Here is a 20,329-nt window from a genome sequence, read left to right on the forward strand (position 1 = left end):
ATTACTCCTCATCCTCCTTAGCAGTCTTTTCCTGAACCGTGGTAAAGACTATCGATACGATGACGACCACGATGGTCAGTGCTGTAGAAATAGCAGCACCGTACCCTACCTGCTGAGACTGGAAGAACTGGGTATACGAATAGTACGACGGAACGATAGTAGAAGTTCCAGGACCACCACGAGTCAGCATATAGACAGGACCGAAGACTTTCAGCGCAGCGATGGTGCACGTCAATGCTACGACGAAGATTTCCGGACGAATAGATGGAAGTGTGATAGCAAGGAAGCGCTGCCACCAGTTCGCTCCATCGAGGCTTGCTGCTTCATACAGTTCTGGATCCACACGCTGCAGACCAGACATGAAGATAACAAGCGGATAACCTATCTGAATCCATATCATTATGAGCATGAGGAAGATAAGTGCAGTGTCCGGCTTTCCGAGCCAGTCGTGCTGGAGGTTACCAAGACCCACAGCTTTAAGAACTGCATTCAACGCACCATTTTCCGGACGGAATATCCATCCCATAACGAGGGCTGCCACAGAGATAGGAAGAAGCTGTGGGAAGTAGTATATAGCACGCATGGTCGAAGCTGCTTTAGCACCAAACCTCTTCTGCACTACGTCAAACATCAGTGATGATAAGACAAGGCCGATAAGGATAGGTACTATCACCATGGCGATGATCATCCAGATAGAGTTTCTAAACGACACCCAGAATGTCACATCAGACATCAGTTTCGCCCAGTTCTTGAGCCCTGACCACACAGGTGGCTTAATACCACGATAGTCCGTAAAACTGAGGTAAATATTCCAGCATGCTGGAATGATAATAATCCACATCAGCATAAAGAATCCTGGTATAAGATACGGCCAGAATCTGCGTGATGGATTTCCTGGAATTCGTGAAGATTCTTCTACTCGAGAAGAATTCTTACTCTTCGGCTTGCTCATAATATCACTTCCACTTCGAATTAGCTTCACTTGAACAGAGGTTCCTGGTGGCCTCATAGTTGTGTAATGATGAGGCCACCATTAGCCTCAGCCATAGAAACTACTGCTTTACTCCAGCAGTTTCGACACCTTTATCATAATTCGCCTTCATCTGGTCGAGAGTACCCTTCACATCCTGGGTACCATTCACCAACTCCTGCAGGGAAGCGTTAAGCTCATCGTAGAATGTCGAGGTAGGCCAGTCTGGATAGAAGCCTAGACCATTATCCTTCAGCACAGCGTTAAAGGATTCGATGAGTTCCTTCGACTTCTCATCAGTAATAGCAGTTGGATCAGCAGCGATAGGAAGACCACCAGAGTTACCCATAAGATTCTGCACTTCAGGGCTCAAAGTCATGTCGATAAACTTCGCAGCGAGATCCTTCCTCTTCGAACGGTCTGGAACGACCCAGATATTACCCGAGGAGCCTACTACCTTCTTGCTCTCTGGGAAGGTAGAGAACGTCCAGTTCACATTCGGCATATCACTCTGGAATCGCCCGAACCACCATGTACCCGAGAAGAACATAGGGTACGTACCATTCATGAAGGCCTGTCCAGCATCCTCGGCCTTCACACCTGTAGAGTCCTTCGAGATGTAACCCTTCTTCACCCAGTCCTGAATGGTCTGGGTAGCGTAAGTCAGTTCCTTGCCCTGCCAGTCTACGTCACCCTTATACATCTCATATGCGTCGATGAACTTCTCATCAGACTTGCTAAGAGCCAGCTGCCACCACAGGTGCTGAAGTGGGTATTCCGCTACACCTTCCGATAGAGGAGTGATACCCTTATCGACAAACTGCTGCATAGCAGATTCAAGTTCTGCATAGGTCGTAGGAATAGCGATTCCGTTCTTATCGAACATGTCCTTGTTATAGTACATGACGACGTCTTCACCGTAGTTCGTGATACCGTACCAGTTTCCAGAGCCCATGATGCCCTTATCGTTATACTGACCAGTAGCAGCGAGGCTTCCGCTAATCTTCTTATCCCAGTTATACTGCTTCACATATTCATCAAGATTTGTCAGGAGACCTTGGCTAGCAAGCAAACCAGCAGTAGCATTACCCTTGTTATACTCCATGACGTCTGGAGCCTGATCAGAGTTTAAAATCTGCGAAGCATTCTGGCGAATCTGTTCGAATGACTTCTTCTCAAACTGAACCTTTACACCATACTTCTTTTCGAAGAGTTCTATAGCCTTATCCCATGCCTTGCCCTGTGCACCACTTGCTTCTTCATAGTGCCAGATTTTCAAAGTCTTCGGGTCCTTCTCCTGTTCAGAAGAAGATGCTCCGCATGCCCCCATAGCGAAAAGTGTCGCTACTGCTACTCCTGCAGCTAGAACCTTGTGTAAGCCCTTCATTCCTGTCTCCTTCAACTTCTTTGCTGAATTATCACGAAATTCATCCAGAATCTGCTACGAAACTGAACATATCTCGTGTTATTAACAGTACCGAGAGCTCCCCATGGAAAGCAAAGTATTTCGAAAGATTTCGACTCTTTCAAGGCATATTCATTATCTCATCTATGCACCACTTTCCCCACAGTTCCACGCGAGATATACGCACTTGGTAAAAGCTCTACGGTTCCCTTGTCGGTTCTTTTCCCCTCAAGCACATCGACGATCACATCTACTGCCCGTTTGCATGTCTTCGATGGGTCCATAGGTATCTCATCCATAGGATGCGCAAGATGAGATACCCCGTAAGTGCACGCAGCAAGCACAGAGATATCTTCAGGGACATTCATCTTTCTATCATGGAGAATCTCCATGAGTATCGTAGCTCCGGCCGAACTACCCATCCAAATAAGCGCCGTAGGTGAATTCTTCCGCGAGAATGCATCATCGAGTGTCCGCTCCATCGACTCACGGTTATATTCCGAAAGGGTAGCAAACTGAGTAGTAATCCCCTTACACCGCGCATAATCTATGGCACTATCTCTATACCGCATCAAGTAATTTGCCTCATCATGATACGCTGTATCTATACCACCTATTATGAGCACATTTTCATGTCCATATTCCCGTAATTTATCTATGGACTCTCGTCCCATACCGGCAAAATCTAGATCCACTGCCCACAGGCCTGATGTATTAATCGGATATCCTACACTCACCACAGGTAGCGAAAGTTCCTTCGCCACGTCGGCACGAGAATCTTCGAGAAGAACATCGAGGAGAAGTATCCCATCTACCATGTGCCTGTCTACTACCCGAATGAGCTCCTCATCCCCTTTTTCATGCATAAGTAAAAGTATGTCATATCCTCGTCTGCGAGCGCGCTGTGCGAGCGCGAAGAAGAACGATGCATAGTTCGTATAGTCTGTGTATCGATGCACGGGAGAGCTGAGCGCTATAACTTTGGTAGGTGCATGTTTGCGTCCGGGTAGAAGTCCCAATTCTTGCGCTAGCACCTTATCTCGCGGCACATAGTGAAGCCGCCGAGCTACTTCGAGGACTTTTTCACACGTCTCTTCACTAATACTGCGTTTCCCATTCATAACGTAAGAGACGGTACTAATGGACACTCCGCTTTCGCGTGCCACATCTGTGATGGTAGCTTTCTTTCGTACCATATGCATCTCCTTCGTTACGACGTTCCCTCTTAAAATATATACGGAGAACAGGCGAAGCAAAACCCATTCTCCGTATATTCCATTACCTGAGAGAAACTACTGTACCTCCTTTACACACCAGACCGTCGTCATAGGCGGTATCTCATTGTCTTTATATTCCGAATTCGAAGCTATAAGGACGGTATAGTCTTCTGGTATTCGGAAAGCGCATGTACCAGAGCAATTCGCTATGACACAAAGACCCGAAGATAAGCTCCACTCGAGAACATCCTGACTGAGGTATGTATCCTCCCACTGTATTCCTGAGGTTAAAGCGTCTTCCGTCATATACGTTTCGCGCAGCTTCAAAGCTGACCGATAGAGGCTCAGAACAGAGCCATCCCCTGGACGCCCCTGTTTATCTACCGCATACTGTTCGAACCATTCGGGCTGCAGAAGCCATGACTTGCCACTCTCATTAAAACCGAATGCAGCTTTATCGGCTGACCACGGAAGTGGCACACGGCATCCATCTCTTCCCTTAAAGGTATGTGAGCTTCGCTCCCATATAGGGTCCTGAATGTCTTCTTCAGTCAAGTCAAAGTCTTCCGGAAGCCCCAGCTCCTCACCTTGATAAATAAAAGCCGTACCAGGAAGACCTAGCTCTATAAGAGCTGCCGCTCGTGCTCTACGTACAGCTACATCAGGATTAATCTGAGGTCGAGTATTATTCGACGTCACCCAGTGTTCCACTGCAGTATTATCTCCAGTATCAAGACCAAGCCGACTCGCCACTCGTGGAACATCATGGTTCCCCAGTACCCATGTAGGGCTAGCACCGACAGACACCGCCCCCTCATAAGTGCGTTCTATCACAGACCTATACTCATCAGCACGGAAAGCAGACTTCAGAAGCGAGAAGTCAAAAACTGACCCCAGCTCATCTTCCTGCGCATACTGGAATACTCGATGCGTCATAGGAGTCCACGTCTCCCCGATGGCAAAACGTGGAGGATTATAGGAATCGAGTACTTTCCTCCATTCGCGGTATATTTCATGAACTGCATCTCTATCCCAAAGCGGATCGTTTCCCTCCGCATCTTCAGGTACTGGACTTAAAGGCTCACGACGGTCGCGCAATGGCTCCCTCAAATCTTTAGTCAAAGCGTGGGAGACATCTATACGAAATCCGTCTACCCCTCTATCAGCCCAGAATCGCAGAATATCAAGGAATTCCGCTCTCACTTCTGGATTATCCCAGTTCAAATCTGGCTGCTCAGCCGCAAAAAGATGAAGATAATACCACCCATCTCCACACGGTTCCCAGGCACTTCCTCCGAAGTTGCTCATCCAGTTCGAAGGGGGCTCTGAAAAATCGTTCCCCTTTCCTTTTCTGAAGACATATCTGTCCCGTTCTGGGGAGCCCGGCTCAGCAGCGAGAGCTTCCTGGAACCATTCATGCTGATCACTCGTATGATTCGGAACGATATCCACGATGATACGAATACCTCGTTCATGAGCCTGGACTACCAGTTCATCAAAATCATCGAGAGTTCCAAGTCGCGGATCTACATCACGATAATCCACCACATCATATCCTCCATCCTTCAAAGGCGATGGATAAAAAGGAGAGAGCCAAATAGCATCCACTCCCAAGGATTCGAGGTAATCCATACGACTCGTCACACCTGCTATATCTCCTATACCATCATTATTTGCATCTGCAAAAGAGCGTGGATAAATCTGGTATATAACAGCGTTTCTCCACCATTTTTCTGTATTCATAAATTATCCTTTTACCGACCCGGCAAGCATCGCACGAATGAAGTATCGCTGGAGGAAGATGAAGAGAACTAACGTAGGAGCCATAATAAGTAACGCTCCAGCATTCAGCAGAACTACGTCTGTTTGGTACTGTCCTACGAAAGCCTGCAGCGCACCTGCCATAGTACGCTTATCGGGATCATTAATGAGCACTACCGCGAGAAGGAACTGATTCCATGTAGCAAGGAAGGTTAGAATACCCAGTGAGCTCAGAGCTGGAAGCGCTAACGGGAGCTCCACATGCATAAATGTGCGGAAGTGCCCAGCACCATCTATTTCAGCGGCCTCTATCAGGTCTCGAGGCATTTGTTCGAAGGATGACCGCATCCACATGACTGCGAATGGCATGTTCAAACCTATCATCGGCAGAATCAGTGCTAGCCGAGTATTCAGTATGCCCATCGCACTGATTTCATAATAGAGGGGCGTCACCAAGGTCTCAAAAGGAATAGTCAGCCCCACGAGGAACAGAAGGTAGAATACGGAGGCGAATGGGATGCGCAATGACGCAAAAGCATATCCTGCTAGCGCAGAAAAGATAATAACCGCTGGCACTACTCCTATGACGAGTATAACGCTGGACCGAAGAAGAGGAGTTATATTCGCCACATTCCATGCTGCTATAAAGTTCTCCCAGTGGAGCTGACCACTAAAATCTATTCCCTCAGGAGTACTTCCTTGCGGCTGAAGAGCAGCCGAAAGCATGCTCAGAAAAGGAAGGATAGTAAATGCTATGGTAAGAAACAGCACACCATAACCTATATACCGTGTAGTACGAGACTGCTGCATATTAATCTTCCTTCTTATTAACCAATGACTGCAGTGGGCCCACGACAAGCAGTACGAGAACCATCAGCGTGACAGCGAGAGCAGATGCAAGACCTACAGACTGCTGAGTAAAAGCGAGTCGATATACCTGTACTCCAGGAACCATAGTCGAGGTTCCAGGCCCACCCTGAGTAGACATATAGACGATGTCAAAGCTGGCAAGCGCAGAAACTATGGTGAGAGTTAAGCACACACCTATCTGGCCTCGGAGGCCAGGAAGAGTTATAGCGAAGAGCTGACGCCACCATCCTGCCCCGTCTAGAGATGCCGCTTCATAAAGAGATGCATCTATTCCACCTATCCCCGAGAGAAGAAGTACTATGCAGAATCCGAGCTGTAACCAGAATCCTATAATTCCGACAGCTCCCAGTGCTACGCTCTGCTCGCCCAGCCAGACGTGTGTAAATTGACCTAAACCAAGCGAACGCAAAATCTGGTTAATCGCGCCATGATCGGCCAGCATCCATGTCCACGCGACGCCTGCAGCAGCTCCCGGTATAACTCGCGGAAGAAATAGGCAGACCTGGACGAACGAGCTGACGCTCTTCAGCTTAATATCCTTAATCAGAACAGCCACTATCAGACCTACGATGATAGGCATTATGGAGAAGAAGATAATAAGGAAGAACGAATGCAGAATCGAGCCATACAGGTTAGAATCTGTAAAAATCTGTACGTAATTTCCTAAACCAACCCACGTGGCTACATCGATGCCATTCCAATCATAGAGCGAGTACCACATGGTCTGAATGATCGGCCAGAGTACGAAGACTGCATAAAATAGGAAAGCTGGCAAAAGGAAAAGAAGACTGACCATAAGAAGCCGCGGTCGGACACGTCGCTGTTTCATCATTATCCTTACACTGTGAGTTCCTCTATTGTGGGGAAGCTATTTCTCAGCTTCCCCACAATCTTTTTCGAAGACCGAGGAAGAATTACTTTACTTCAGAATCCCACTGCTTCTGAATCGCCTGAACAAACTGAGCAGGAGCCTGTGAACCATCGATCAGGGTCTGGAAGTTCGGTATAATACCACTTGCCTGCATAGCAGCAGTCGCGTTATTAATGTAATTCGTCGTGTTATTAGCCTTAACAAGACCAGACTCCGCCTCGAGAATCTGATTCAGTACAGGGTTATCGGACTTCCATGCACCTTCCATGATGGCAGGATATCCATGCTTAACTGCGAGCTGCTGAGCCTCATCACTAAGGGTAAAATCTATGAAAGCAGCTGCCGCATTCTTATGTTTCGAGTTCGCAGGAATACCATATGGCGTTACTGCATTCGAAGCAGCCGAACCAGCTTGGTCAGTCGTGTTTCCCGGATATGCGAAGAATCCTGCATCTGCACCAAGACCTTCATTAATGCTCGAGGAGAACCAGCTTCCTGAAGGGAAGAACAAGCCTTCCCCCTTATTAAAACGACCGAGAGCAGTAGTACCATCCAGTGCTACGGCATCAGAACTGAAGTACCCCGCTTTAGCCCACTCCTGAATCTTTTCCGCAGCCTTCACAGCGCCATTTTCATCTATGCTCGACCCACTCTTCTGAAGGATCCAGTTATTTATAACATCTTTACCCGAGTTATTCGTCCACAAAGCCTGATAAATAAAGGATGTTCCACCTTCTTTCGCCGGCATAATCATAGGGGTAATGCCAGCGTCCTTCGCAAGCTTCATATCAGCCTCGAGCTCTTCTACAGACTTCGGTGCTTCCGTAATACCCAGCTGTGCAGCTACTTTCGTATTCCAGTACATACCAGTCATGGACACAGCATCTGGAACAGCATAGAGATCGCCGGCCCCTACCTTTCCATCACTGGAGGCACGGTAGTACACCGTCTGAGATTCAGGGATATCCCATCCATACAGCTTCGCATATTCCTCGAGACTGATCACATGCTTGCCCCGTACCGCTGACGTAATATCTGTAATCGCCGCCACATCAGGAGAATCAGCAGACGAGATGACACGTGGACCATTCTGAGCAGAAACATTATCCGGATCCCACGTTCCTTTAACTGTAATATTCGGATACTTCGCTTCGAATGCCTTAATGAGATCTTCATCAAAACTCTTCAAACCAGCACCATTCCAGAGAGTAAGAGTGATTTTCTCTGAGCCAAGATCTTTGCTCGCTGCTTCGGACTTCACATTCGACGAGCTGGCCGTGCCACCAGGAGCACACGCAGCCACGGATCCTATAAACGCTAATGCAGACAGTGCACTGATAGCCACTTTACTTATACGACTAATCGTCATTGATTCTCTCCTTAACACCGATTTGTTCCACACTTAACTTTTTAGCTAAGCGCTTAGGTATCAATATACACCATATATTTCTTAATGCGCAAGTTTTAAAGAAAAAATTATCCAAAATATTTCATAAGCGTTTAGCCTTATGATACGGTAGATAGAGAAAGCACTCATCTCAGACTTGGTATAATCATGATGACCCATCATCAAGGAGGATACATGAAAAAAGCCACCATAGCCGATGTAGCAGAAGCTGCCGGAGTATCCACCTATACCGTTTCGAGAGCATTACGAGGACTCAAGCATGTTAACGAAGAGACCAGAAAGAAAGTCCTCGAGGCCGCAAAGAAGCTGAACTATTCAGCATCGCCTACCGCTGCAGCCCTCGCCACAGGACGTACGAACCGTATAGCACTCCTCGTCCGTGAAAATCTCAGTGGGTGGTTCACGGGTGAGATAACAGAGGGAATATACGACACCTTATTCCCCCAGGAATATGACCTCATACTCTACCGTGCCGGTAACGAGAACGAACGTAGTGAATTCTTCCGCAGGCGCAGAGCTAATCAGAATGCAGATGCGCTCATTATCTCGGGCTTCGGACCGAATGAAGAAGAACGCGATGCCCTCGCTAAACTCGACATGCCCATAGTATCTATTAATGCTTCACACGCAGAATATGCACATGCATCAGTATCCATACATGACATCGCAGGGGAAGAATCCGCAGTGCGGTACCTTGCGGCATTAGGTCATACTCGTTTCGCCTACATAGGACGCGCAAACCGCACATACACCTGGGGAGACGATGAGCGCTTACTCGGTTATCAGAACGCAGTATCCGAACTACACCTGAATAATCGCGGAACTTTCGAACTTAATGAAGAAAGCGCCGAAAATATGCGCAGTATTATAGCGGAAATCATAGCTATGCCAGATCCGCCTACAGCACTGTGCATTTGGTCAGACACATACGCTTTAAAAGCCGTTCATGAACTTCGCCGGATGGGCATACGCTGTCCTGAAGATATTTCTGTCATAGGCTTCGATGGGCAACCTGCCGCTCTGGACGCTGGTTTATCTACGGTCCAGCAGCCTGCACGCGAAATAGGAGCTCAAGCAGCTCAGATAGCGCTTGATTTATTTAATAAGAAGGACGTAACCGAGAATCATCTCATTCTCCCTACACGTGTTATACCATTAGATACGACCAGCACATGCCTTCCCCCGACCCGCTAGGAGTGTCATGCAGTATCTTTCTGAGTCCATCGCCGGCATCGACGGCACAAACGGCACGCTTTTCGCCTATATTCTGGACAATTCTTCCGAAATATCCCTCGACCGCACGCGTCCCGCAGTTCTCATCCTTCCGGGAGGCGGATACGAGATGACCTCGGACCGCGAAGCAGAGCCTATAGCCATGCAGTTCCTCGCAGCAGGATACCAGGCGTTCGTCCTGCGCTATAGCGTGAAGCCATCGCTCTACCCTACGGCTCTCGTACAGGCTGCCACCGCCATGCAGCTCATCCGCGAGCGCGCCACCGAGTACCATGTCGATCCCCAGAAGGTGGCTGTTCTGGGCTTTTCTGCTGGCGGTCACCTCGCTGCGAATCTCGCGACGAGTGCCGGAGATGAGGATATTCGCGCTCACGGTCTCGACCCTGATGCTGTACGTCCAAACGGCCTTCTGCTCGCCTATCCAGTGATATCTTCCGGCGAGTATGCACACCGCGGCAGCTTCGCAGCTCTCCTCGGCGAGCGCGCAGACGATTCGAAGATGCTCGAGAAGCTCAGCCTCGAACATCACGTCGATGCGAAGACTCCACCGACTTTCCTCTGGCACACCATGCCAGACGAGACAGTGCCTGTGGAAAATTCCCTTTTCTTTATTCAGGCGTGTAAGGCAGCTGGCGTAGAAGTGGAAGCGCACCTCTATCCACGCGGCGGCCACGGCCAGTCATTAGGGAGCGTGGAAACTGCTCGCAGGGGCGATCCCGCAGATGCAGAGCCAAGCGTGAAATCATGGATAAACCTAGCACTTGCATGGTTTCAGAGAGAGTTCGCTTAGCTAGCTTCTCGCCACCGGCAGATTCCACTTCCTATACACGGCTATGCCGCGCACGAGGATGACCACGAGCATACCCACCCATATGCCCCAGGCCACGTAGCCTGCACTCATCAGGTAAGCACACGGCACCGCCCCCACGAGTGATGCCACCGCGTAAATGTCCGTATGAAAGATCTGCGGAAGTTGGTTTACGAAAATGTCGCGAGCGAGGCCACCTCCCACGCCCGTCATCACGCCACAGAAGACGAGAAGGAAGATGTTCTGCGGATACAGCGCGTACGCCACGCGGATGCCTACAGCAGTAAAAATGCCCAGACCTATGGCATCGGCTACGAGTAGCAGCTTACTGTACGCCACGCGGCGCTTAATGATGTCTGTGTTCACGTCGAAATACGCGATAGCAAAAATGATGACAGACGTCAGTGCCGAGACGACCACATACGCGGGATTCACGAACGCTCCGAGCGGGAAGCTGCCCAACATCACATCGCGAATCATGCCGCCAAACGTGGCCGTGACTACGCCTATGACCACCACTCCGAAGAAATCCATCTTCGACTTCATGGCCACGAGGGCACCCGAAATGGCGAAAGCTACAGTGCCTATCATTTCGAGGGCGAAGATGGACTGATTCATGCTTTTTCAGCACCTCCTTCGAAGTTTCCTTCGAGCAGCGAATGCCGGTACGAGTACGCGAAGTAGATGACTATGCCCACAGCCAGCCACACGAGGAAGCGGATCCAGGTGAGCACGGACAGGTACATCATAACGAACAGGCAGGCGAGCGCTATGAGCACCGGGAACCATGGCGAGCCAGGCGCCTTAAACGCACGCTCGAGGTCCGGACGCTTACGCCTCATGATAGGCACTCCCACACACACGAGAACGAAGGCAGACAGCGTACCTATATTCACCATGTCCGCGAGCACACTCAGGTCCAGCGTGGAGGCGATGAGAGCCACCACGATGCTCGAGACTATCTGCAGCTTCACCGGCACGCCATGCTCATTCGTGCGCGAGATCTTCTCTGGAAGCAGGTGGTCGCGGCTCATAGCGAAGACCACGCGAGTAAGACCCAGCAGAAGCACCATCACTACCGTGGTAAGGCCCACGAGGATGCCGAAGGAGATGATCTTCGCCGCCCAGCTCGCCCCCACGAGCTCGAAAGCGGTAGACAGAGATGGGTTCTTTACAGCGGCCAGCTGCGTGTAGGACACCATGCCGGAAGTGACGAGCGTAACGAGCACATAGAGCAGAACCACGATGCCCAGGCCCAGCATGATTCCGCGTGGTACCGTGCGCTTCGGATCCTTCGCTTCTTCCGAAGCCGTAGCGATGATGTCGAATCCTACGAAGGCGAAGAAAACGAGAGCTGCACCAGAAAGCACTCCACTCCATCCATACATGGTGGCCTGGCTGGCCGTGAGCCACTGGAGGAGAGGCTGTTCGAGAGTAGCTAACGCTCCAGAAGCTCCAGATCCCGCCGCCGCAGATGACGCAGATGCCGCCACAGGCTGGGCGTCCGGAACGAGCGGCACGAGGTTCTCCGGTTTAAAGTAGAAGAAGCCTGCCACGATGATGAAGAGCACTACGCCCACTTTCACCACAGTGAGTATGGCGTCGAAACGGCTGGATATCTTCGTGCCCACCACGAGCAGGGCTGTGAAGAAGGCTACGATGACCACCGGCGCGAAGTCTATGGTAAGACCTCCAGGAATCTGCCACTGCGTCACGAGATCTACACCCATAAGATGGAAGAAGTCCCTGAGGTACAGTCCCCAGTACTTCGCTATAACCGAGGCAGCCATGAGCATCTCGAGGATAAGATCCCAGCCTATAATCCAGGCTATGAACTCGCCGAGCGTAGTATACGTAAACGTATATGCCGAGCCGGCGGCTGGCACCATGGAGGCAAACTCTGCATAACACAGTGCCACACCTGCACACACTGCCCCTGCGATGATAAAGCTGAGGATGGCTCCCGGCCCCGCATGGGAGGCTATAGCCTGTGCTCCCACGGAGAAGATACCGGCGCCCACGGCCACCGCTACAGCGAGAGTGGCCATGTCCCACACACCGAGTCCGCGCTTCAGGGAGTGGCCTTCGGAGTGCGTCTGCTCCAGTGCAGTTTCTATGGATTTAACTCTAAATAGATTCACGAGTCTTACTGTATCGGAGACCCCGTACGCGTAGGGGCGCGGGAGCCTGAGCGAGGAAAACACGGTGCGGGGAAGCGTGAGACGAGGCGAGTCAAGCCGCGTAGAGTGTGGAATGCGACGCTTACAGGGCATCCACTCGGCAGCTTCTTTCTTCTCTGACAAGTAACCAGCTCAGCGAACGCACACACGCCGAAGACCCCTGGAAAAACATGCGCGTGGGCTTGGAGCCTGGACAGAACTCTGACCACATTATCTCCAAGGAAAGCATGCGCGAGTACTACACAGCACACCCTGTGCTCATAGACTAACCTAAAGCATTCGGGGTGGGAATCTCTGTGACGAGGTTTCCACCCCATTTGTGTGCGCGGTGTGAATATGGCCTGTTTGTAGTCACGAATGACACTGCCCGAAAAGCGAAAATCGGCGGGATTCTGCGAAAGCTTGTCTTGAGTTTATGAATCGAACGGTCATTCGTGACTACAAACAGGCCATTTCCGCGGAAAAATTCTCATTGCACAGCGCGGGTATCTGGACCTCCCCATCCCCACCCCATCCTCCCCACCCACCCCACAGCCATTCCCAGCTTTCTTTCAGGTTTTACTGGGGGTGTCATTCAGGTTCGTAGTGTTATATAGATGCTAACGCAAGGAAGGTAGCATACATCACAGCCTTCCCCGAGATAACTTAAACTCCTTTCTTCTCTTTCTCTCTGAAGAAGGCCCGCTTCGACCACACACTGTCGGTTACGAAGCGGGCCTTCTTTTTCTCCCTTGATTTCTCCCTCGATTTCTCCCTCGAAAATAACGTGTGCCGAGCCTGGCGCCGCCCACGAAGACCACCTCCTCGGGATCAGTGCTCTGTAAGCCCAGCAGAGCACTGCCTGAGTTCCCTTATTTTCTTCGCGAGCGCGCACCGGCTCGGCACACTATCCTCTATCTGGTGTTACCCTCAGCTTTCTTTATTTTCTTCATTCTCCGAGTCAACCTGCTTGCGCTTGCGCGTCTGGAAGGCTGCTGCAGCACCTGCAGCACACAGCAGGAGTACTGCTGCTATGCCTTTGATGGTGACGCCCGTCGCTGCGAGCTTTCCGAGCTTTCCGAGCTTACCCTGCTTACCCATAGGCGCCGGAGGCACCGTAGGCATCGCAGTATTGGGCTGCGGTGTCACCGGAACGACGAGCGCAGGTGGCTGGCCTTCTGGCAGAGCCTCAGCCGTAGCTGGCTCGCCGAGAGACCACTGGAACTCTGGCTTTTCATTCTCACCCGCGAGGACTGCGAAGGCAGGATTAGCCCCGAGAGACTTCCACGCCTTCTCGAGAGCAGCGGCTGCCTCATTCAGTTCAGAAACTGTGGCCGTCTCCTGAGCAGCTGCAGCACGTGCAGCCGCCAGCGCAGGCGCCAGGCGAGCCTTCATCGCTGCCACGCTTGCCTCGGAGATCTCAGCAGGATCAAACTTCGCCGTATCCAGCTCAGCAGCCGTCTCCAGCCACTTCGCGAGATTCTGCTTCGCAGCGAGGAACTCGGTAGCTTCAGCCGCAGGAGGTACGCCCTCCTCGCGAGAAGCAGTTTCTGGAACGCCATGGTTGAACATGAACTCTGGCTTCATCTCCACCAGCGGCTCACCAAAGGCGAACGGTTCGCGAGACGGCTTCTCAGCAGTAGCAGGCTCGCCCTTCTCGAAAGGCACGCCCTCCGGCAGAGCCTCAGCTACAGCAGCATCCCCCATGTCGAATGGCGCTACCGGCAGAGCCTCAGCCGAAGTACCGGAACCATTGACAGCAAGCCCACGCCACGCAGACTCGAGGTTCGCGGCAGCCAGCGCCACCTCGTACTCCGACGCCGTCCCAGCCTCAGCCTTCGCGGACACCTCACGAGCAGCAGCAGAAGCATCAGCCACGCGCTTCTTCAGCGCCGCCAGAGCAGAAGCCGAAAGCCCGTCCGGCACGTGCCCTTCCTCGATCTCGTGAATAGCACCCAGCCACATGGCGAGGTTCTTCTTCGCCGCGGTCATGTGCGCCACGTCTGCCTCCGTAGGCTCCGCAGCCGCACCAGTACCAGCACCAGCCCCCGCATCCAGCGGCGTGGTCGCACGCAGCTCAGCCGCAGACGCGAAAGTATTCGCCCGAGAAGCCGTCTGACCAGCCGTCTCCAGCGCAGTGATCTTCACAGACCGCACGCCTTCCACAGCCGGGAAGGATATCTTCTGCCAGACCGTATTCGTGGACAGCTCAGCAGCCTCAGCCACCACCTGCACAGCGCGGTCTTCCGTAATGACCTCGACCTTCACCTTCTTCAGCTTACCATTCGCGTTTGCCGCACCTGGACGAGGAAGGTAGCGCACGCCATTTACCGTAGTAGGCTTCGCGAAGTCGATGCGGTACCACGCCTTTCCGAGACGCAGAGCGTTCTCACCCCAAGCGGTATGCCAGTAAGTCCCCGGATCAGTATCCTGGGCGAAGTCCGCCGGGCCTTCTATGTCTCCATAGTTCGGCTGCGAACTTCCCGCCGTACCAGCGCGCACATCCTCACCCGAAACGTCGTACTTATCCGAGGCTTCATTTCCAGGAGCAGTGCTCATGAACTCGGCGAGCGCGACCATAAGGCCATACGCATGCTCAGCATCGTCAGCTGTAGCGCCGTTCTTATTCACGAGAGTGCGTGCCATGGCCATGGCGTGCGTGTAGGACGACCATGCCTCGTCCGCGAAGTCCGCGCGACGGCCGTCATACAGAGCGGCTACCTCTGCTATCTTCGCCTGAGCGTCCTTCAGCGTGTGTCCGGCGTTCGCGCCCGGCTCAGCGCCCGGCTCAGCACCCGGCTCCGTACCGCCCGCACCCGGCTTCGCACCCGAAGCAGCATCCGAGACGCGCTCCACCTTCAGGTTATCCAGCACGAAGTCCTTATACCCTCCGAAGGCTGCGGCCGAGTTCCGCGTGCCCTGCGTATCCGGCTGAGCCGAAGTCGATGCGATGCCGAACCACGAGTCGTCATTCACCCCACCGGTGAACTCAAACTCATAGTGCCGCGTCGTCCCCAGTGCCATCGGCAGGTTCGTCAGCTGCACAGAGCTCGGCGAGTACTCGCCCGCGCCCAGTGCCACGGCGTAGATGTTATCCGTGCCCGACTGGTAGTCGAAGGAGACGCGGTACTTGCGGCCCGCTTCGAACTTCAGGTTCTGCGGAATGGTCTGGTAGACGAGAGTGTTCCCGCCGGCCACGCCGTTCACCTTCACCGACCACGTGCCCTCGAGCACGTCATCCATCTTCTTCACGTCCCAGCCTGCCTGCGTGTATGGCGCATGCTTTTCAGACAGGTGGATGCGGTTATCTTCCACGCCTTCTGCGCCGGAGATGACGAATGGCCAGATACCCTGCACGTTCTTTTCGAAGTTATTCGTGAACGAGGTCACGTAGCCACGTGCGTCCGTCTTCAGGCCGTCGAAGTCATTCTCCACCACGCGTACGTCGTCGAAGTACACGTCTCCCGCGCCCTCGTGCGAAAGCGTGAGCGTAACGTCACCCGACGCTGGCGCTGTGAAGAAGACGTACATGTTCTGGAAGTAGCTGCTGCCGCCCACGGTGGACGAGTTCGTGTTATGCGAGTACGCCTTCACGAAGTTTCGCGCTACAGAGCGTCCCGACGAATTCGTGGCGAGCACCGTGCCGTCCGCCGCAGTGACCGTCATGCGCGCGTCCGCGAGGCTGCGGTTATCCACGCCCACGTAGAGCGCGTACCTCTTTCCGGCCGTCAGGTCCGTGAGCTTCTGCTGGGCGCGCACCTCGCCGGTGAGCTTCAGCATAGGGTTACTGTGCTGGCTCTTCTGCACGCTCGCGCTGGCTCCGTTTTCTGCTGATATAGCCCAATTCTTCCTCAGACTCTCCTCACCACCATTAAAACCAGCATCCACGAGGTGCATGCCCTGGCTCCAGACCACGCTCAGCTGGCGAGGCGAAGCCTCACCCTTATAGACCACATAAGGCGTCTGCGCATCAGCCGTGAGAGTCACCTGGCCACCGCTGACTGGCACCACCTTTTCTTCAGTCTTTCCGAGGTCCGTGAGCTTATAAATCTTCACCGAAGCGAGATTCTCCCAGCCTGCTGGAAGAGTCCACGTACTCGAGCCACCCTTCGTGTTCCAGTGGTAGAGCTTTTCGTCCGAAGCGCCCACCTTCTGGCCACTCTGCGCATCCCACAGCCATGGCAGCAGGTAGGATTCTGTGCCGTTCGCACCATTATCTCCGCGGGAGACTGCTCCCGCAGCGATGACGCGCCCATTCAGCGTGATGGTACGGTTGCGGTAGGCAGCAGTAGAGGAAGAATTGGACTCACGCGAGACTACTACTTCATTCCCAGCCGCATCCTTCAGCACTATCTGCTCGTTCCCGCCATTCGTAGACGGATCCTGCACGCTAGTCGGGTCGAGCGGGTTATTCACCCAGCGCACGACCTTAAAATGCTGCAGGAACTTCGTGGACACGTCGTGAGTGAAGAGGTTCCGGATGTAGGCGTCGTAGTCGTTTCGACCCTGCCAGCCCTCGAAATCCTTCATGTTATAGCCGCCGAGCAGAGGTGCATTCGCAGCCCCGCCGTAGCTCGGGTAGTCACCCACCCAGCTGTCCTTCTGGTGGTTCCTCAGGAAGCGGATGACCTGCGAATTCTCACCCTTCGAGGTGGAGCCGCCGTACGTCAAGTCCGCCGCCCAGTGCTGGAAGGTGGAATCATACTCGTTCCCCGAGCCCCACTCGGTGGTCATACGCCAGCCGTTCTCGTTTATCATCTTCGACATCTTGCGCGTCTCCCACGAGTCTTCGGAGCCCGAAGACGTGAGGTTACCCCAGACGTCGAGGTAGATGAAGTCCATGTTCTCGCCCACCTGCTTCTTCAGGTCTGCGAAACGCTTCACGCGCGCACCCGTGGCCAGGTCATAAATGCCGTCGATGCCCACGCCCTGGTCCAGCCAGTTCCAGCCATAGCTCAGGCCTCCCGAGGCATTACGCCGTACGGTATCCTCGCTGAAGGCCTTCGCCTCCGGATACATCTCAGATGCATTCACATGCACGCCGAAGCGAGCGCCGAGCTTCGAGCCCTCCGTCATGAGGGTGTTAAAGTCCTTCGCTCCGCCGATGCGCGTGCCGATGTCCCCGTAATCCGGGTGACCCGAGTCATGGCCTTCGCTGCCGTAGCCCTTCAGCAGCACCGACTGACCGAGGCCGTCCGTGTGCAGAGCCACCTTCTTCACGTTATCCAGCGTGGTGAGGAATGGATTCTGCGCCTGCGAGCCGAAATTCATGGCGATGCGCCATGCCACGAGCTCTGGCACTTCCTCGGACTTATACGGGTTATTCATGATCTCGCGGAAGGCGAGCGCGCCATCCTGCCAGTTCACGGTTTTATCCTCGTTTGCGTCTCCGGTGATGACCACGCTCATCTTCGGCATCTCGGTCTCAGGAACGGTATAGCTCTTCCCCTTCGAGTCCGTGACGACGCGGTGGTAGTACCACGGCGCACTGGCCAGTCCGAGCGATGCCTCGCCCTTCACTGTCTGCAGGGTGGTGAGAATGCGCGTGTTATGGCTTCCACCACGCACTGGAGCTGCCACCACGCGGCCTTCATGCTCGGAGTTACTCCACATGCTCGCGCTGAGCTGGCCGCCCGAGAGGAAGGCGTACATGAAGTCGCTCTTGCTTTCTGGCAGCGCCTTCATCCCGCGTTCGATGGCGAAATTCGTGTCTCCCACCTTATTCGTGTCCGAAGAGATGACCGCGCCCGTAAACTGCGCTCCCTCCTGGCTGCTGCGCATGGAGATGATGCTGTGGTTCGGGAAGGCGAGCGTCTGGACTGGGTACTGCTCGTCACCCAGCTTGTTTTCTATCTTCGTCACGTTCAGGTGGAGCTTATTCGCCTCGACGGTCAGGTCCACCGTGACGACGGCGTCCACGTGCTTCGCCGCGTTCTGTACGGTGAGTTCATACGTGGCTTTCGTCTCGCTGACCTTCGTAAACTTCACGTCGTTCTCTGTCAGTGTGACGTCCGTTCCGTTTATGTTCACGGTCCGCACGTCTTTCGTCTGCCCGTACAGCACGCGTCCGTCCAGCTTCTTCATGGTGTACTGGTAGACCGACGGGAAATTCGTCTTCACCGCCACGTCCATATCCGGCGTGCTCAGCGTTTCGGTCTGCACGTCCACCTGTGGGCTGAGCGTAATGGCGCCGGCCTTCGCATCCGCGCCGCTGACCGTGACGCTCACCGTCTCGTCCTCGTAGCCCGCCTTACTCACGTTCAGCGTATACTCGCCGGACTCGAGGCCCTCGAGGCGGAAGGTGCCGTCCGTTTCGGTGGTCGCGCTGACCTCGCCCGCGCGGACGGTCGCGCCCGCGAGCGGCTCGTTCTGCGCGCTGACCACGCTTCCCGTGACGGCATACGTAGGGATAGGCGCTTTCGGGTCGCGCACGAACATTTGCGTGAGCTCTGTACTGTATCCGCTTGCCTTCATGGCCAATTTATCTGTCAGAGCCTTATCTCCCGCATACGCGCTATAGTCCACGTCGAAGGCCTTCTGACCGTCCACCGTGAGCGTAGCCACCGAGCCCGTCCAGCTGATCTTCACCTGCGTGTCCACGTTCGCCTCAGGCGCTGCCACGCGACTGTCGCTGTACCACTGGCCGTCTGCGCCATAGCGCTGCCAGAACCAGCCATCCTTATCAAAGCCGATGAACAGGCCATGGCCTGGATTCTTATATCCCAGGTAGAACCCGAAGCGGTTCTTCGCGCCCTCCTGCGGAGAGGCTATAGTAGCGCTGAATTCGCCCGGCTTCGTGAAATCATACGTGCCGTCTTTTACTGCCACTGCTGGGTAGCTCGCTGGCTTATTCGGGTCGTTACCATTTCGGCTGCTCGCCTTAAAGTACGTCCAGCCATCCACGTCCTGCAGCTGCTCTCCGCCCTTCGCCGTGGTCGGGTCCAGAGTCCACACCCATGGGGTGTATGGCTCTGTGGCTTCGGCTGAGGCCGCTGGAGCTGGGGCCGCCGCTGCCGCCGCGGCTGGAGGCGCTGCCTCTGCAGCCCAGGCCGGCGTGGCGCTGTTCGGAAGGGCGAAAAGCCCTGCCGAGAGCATGGAGACCGTCAGCGTGGTCGCTAAGGTGCCCAGTACTGGTTTTTTCCTATCCATGAGACTCCCTCGTCTCTCTATTCTCGTGTCTATGCCTATTCAGTTATACCCTCGTGAGGAGGATGAGGTTCGTGGCGGCTTGCTCGAGGTGACACCCTCGCCACATCGTGCAAGCCTTCAGACTGTGCGGTTTCCCTTTCTCGGTCTTCGCGCAGGGAGCACTTCTGCTCTTCCGCCTTCAGAAACGCTCACAGAGCGTACTGCCGCTAGGTTAAACGCATAATCTGCCATGTACCGTGATAAATAGTTTACTTCTCTTACAAATGTAATGCAACTCACTTTTTTAGGGCGACTCCGCACGCCTTATTCTAGGCTCGACACGCTCCGTGGCGAGGCTGAGATTTCGTCTATATCCCTAACATATCCGTAACATTCTGCGTATAGAGCCTATCCGTCGCGCGCCGTTCTCAGAATTCTCCCAGCTTTCTTCTGGAGTGTTACTCAGGTTCGTGCGGTTACATAATAACTACCGCAAGGA

Annotated in this window: 12 protein-coding genes; 2 read left to right on the top strand and 10 right to left on the bottom strand. The window is 53.6% G+C overall.

Annotation, left to right across the window (positions count from 1 at the left end; all coding sequences use genetic code 11):
• Position 1 precedes the first annotated feature (1 nt).
• From ALMA_RS05740 to ALMA_RS05770, 7 genes are all read right to left on the bottom strand, one after another.
• Positions 2–952 carry a carbohydrate ABC transporter permease gene (locus ALMA_RS05740; RefSeq protein WP_094726762.1) on the bottom strand — a complete coding sequence of 317 codons (951 nt, stop codon included), beginning with the start codon at positions 950–952 and terminating at the stop codon, positions 2–4.
• Positions 953–1,052: 100 nt separating this feature from the next.
• On the bottom strand, positions 1,053–2,357 hold the full coding sequence (locus tag ALMA_RS05745) for an ABC transporter substrate-binding protein (RefSeq protein WP_094726763.1): 1,305 nt from the start codon (positions 2,355–2,357) through the stop codon (positions 1,053–1,055).
• A gap of 158 nt (positions 2,358–2,515) precedes the next feature.
• Positions 2,516–3,577 (bottom strand): LacI family DNA-binding transcriptional regulator, encoded by a 1,062-nt coding sequence (locus ALMA_RS05750; protein WP_338023192.1) that lies wholly within the window; start codon positions 3,575–3,577, stop codon positions 2,516–2,518.
• Between the two features lie 90 nt (positions 3,578–3,667).
• The gene (locus tag ALMA_RS05755; protein WP_094726765.1) at positions 3,668–5,335 is read right to left on the bottom strand and encodes a glycoside hydrolase family 13 protein; all 1,668 of its coding nucleotides are present in this window, start codon (positions 5,333–5,335) and stop codon (positions 3,668–3,670) included.
• Between the two features lie 3 nt (positions 5,336–5,338).
• Positions 5,339–6,163 carry a carbohydrate ABC transporter permease gene (locus ALMA_RS05760; protein WP_094726766.1) on the bottom strand — a complete coding sequence of 275 codons (825 nt, stop codon included), beginning with the start codon at positions 6,161–6,163 and terminating at the stop codon, positions 5,339–5,341.
• Position 6,164: 1 nt separating this feature from the next.
• Complete coding sequence (locus tag ALMA_RS05765; protein WP_244568892.1) at positions 6,165–7,055, bottom strand: carbohydrate ABC transporter permease; 891 nt, start codon at positions 7,053–7,055, stop codon at positions 6,165–6,167.
• A gap of 82 nt (positions 7,056–7,137) precedes the next feature.
• Positions 7,138–8,463, bottom strand: coding sequence for an ABC transporter substrate-binding protein (locus tag ALMA_RS05770; RefSeq protein WP_094726768.1), 1,326 nt, complete (start codon positions 8,461–8,463; stop codon positions 7,138–7,140).
• 213 nt (positions 8,464–8,676) lie between these two features.
• Between ALMA_RS05770 and ALMA_RS05775 the strand changes: the two genes are divergently transcribed.
• Both ALMA_RS05775 and ALMA_RS05780 read left to right on the top strand, forming a co-directional pair.
• The gene (locus ALMA_RS05775) at positions 8,677–9,696 is read left to right on the top strand and encodes a LacI family DNA-binding transcriptional regulator (RefSeq protein ID WP_158520670.1); all 1,020 of its coding nucleotides are present in this window, start codon (positions 8,677–8,679) and stop codon (positions 9,694–9,696) included.
• Between the two features lie 7 nt (positions 9,697–9,703).
• Entirely contained in the window at positions 9,704–10,525 is an 822-nt protein-coding gene (locus tag ALMA_RS05780) for an alpha/beta hydrolase (protein WP_094726770.1), read from the top strand.
• On the opposite strand, the gene ALMA_RS05785 is transcribed toward ALMA_RS05780, so the two are convergent.
• From ALMA_RS05785 to ALMA_RS05795, 3 genes are all read right to left on the bottom strand, one after another.
• Positions 10,526–11,161 (bottom strand): trimeric intracellular cation channel family protein, encoded by a 636-nt coding sequence (locus ALMA_RS05785; RefSeq protein ID WP_094726771.1) that lies wholly within the window; start codon positions 11,159–11,161, stop codon positions 10,526–10,528.
• A complete protein-coding gene (locus tag ALMA_RS05790; RefSeq protein WP_094726772.1) occupies positions 11,158–12,684 on the bottom strand; it encodes an APC family permease in 1,527 nt (508 codons plus the stop codon). Before ALMA_RS05790 ends, ALMA_RS05785 begins: the two co-directional genes overlap by 4 nt.
• A 948-nt stretch (positions 12,685–13,632) precedes the next feature.
• On the bottom strand, positions 13,633–19,851 hold the full coding sequence (locus ALMA_RS05795; protein WP_094726773.1) for a beta-sandwich domain-containing protein: 6,219 nt from the start codon (positions 19,849–19,851) through the stop codon (positions 13,633–13,635).
• Positions 19,852–20,329: the final 478 nt, after the last annotated feature.

It is taken from the genome of Alloscardovia macacae (assembly GCF_002259705.1).
GTDB lineage: Bacteria > Actinomycetota > Actinomycetes > Actinomycetales > Bifidobacteriaceae > Alloscardovia > Alloscardovia macacae.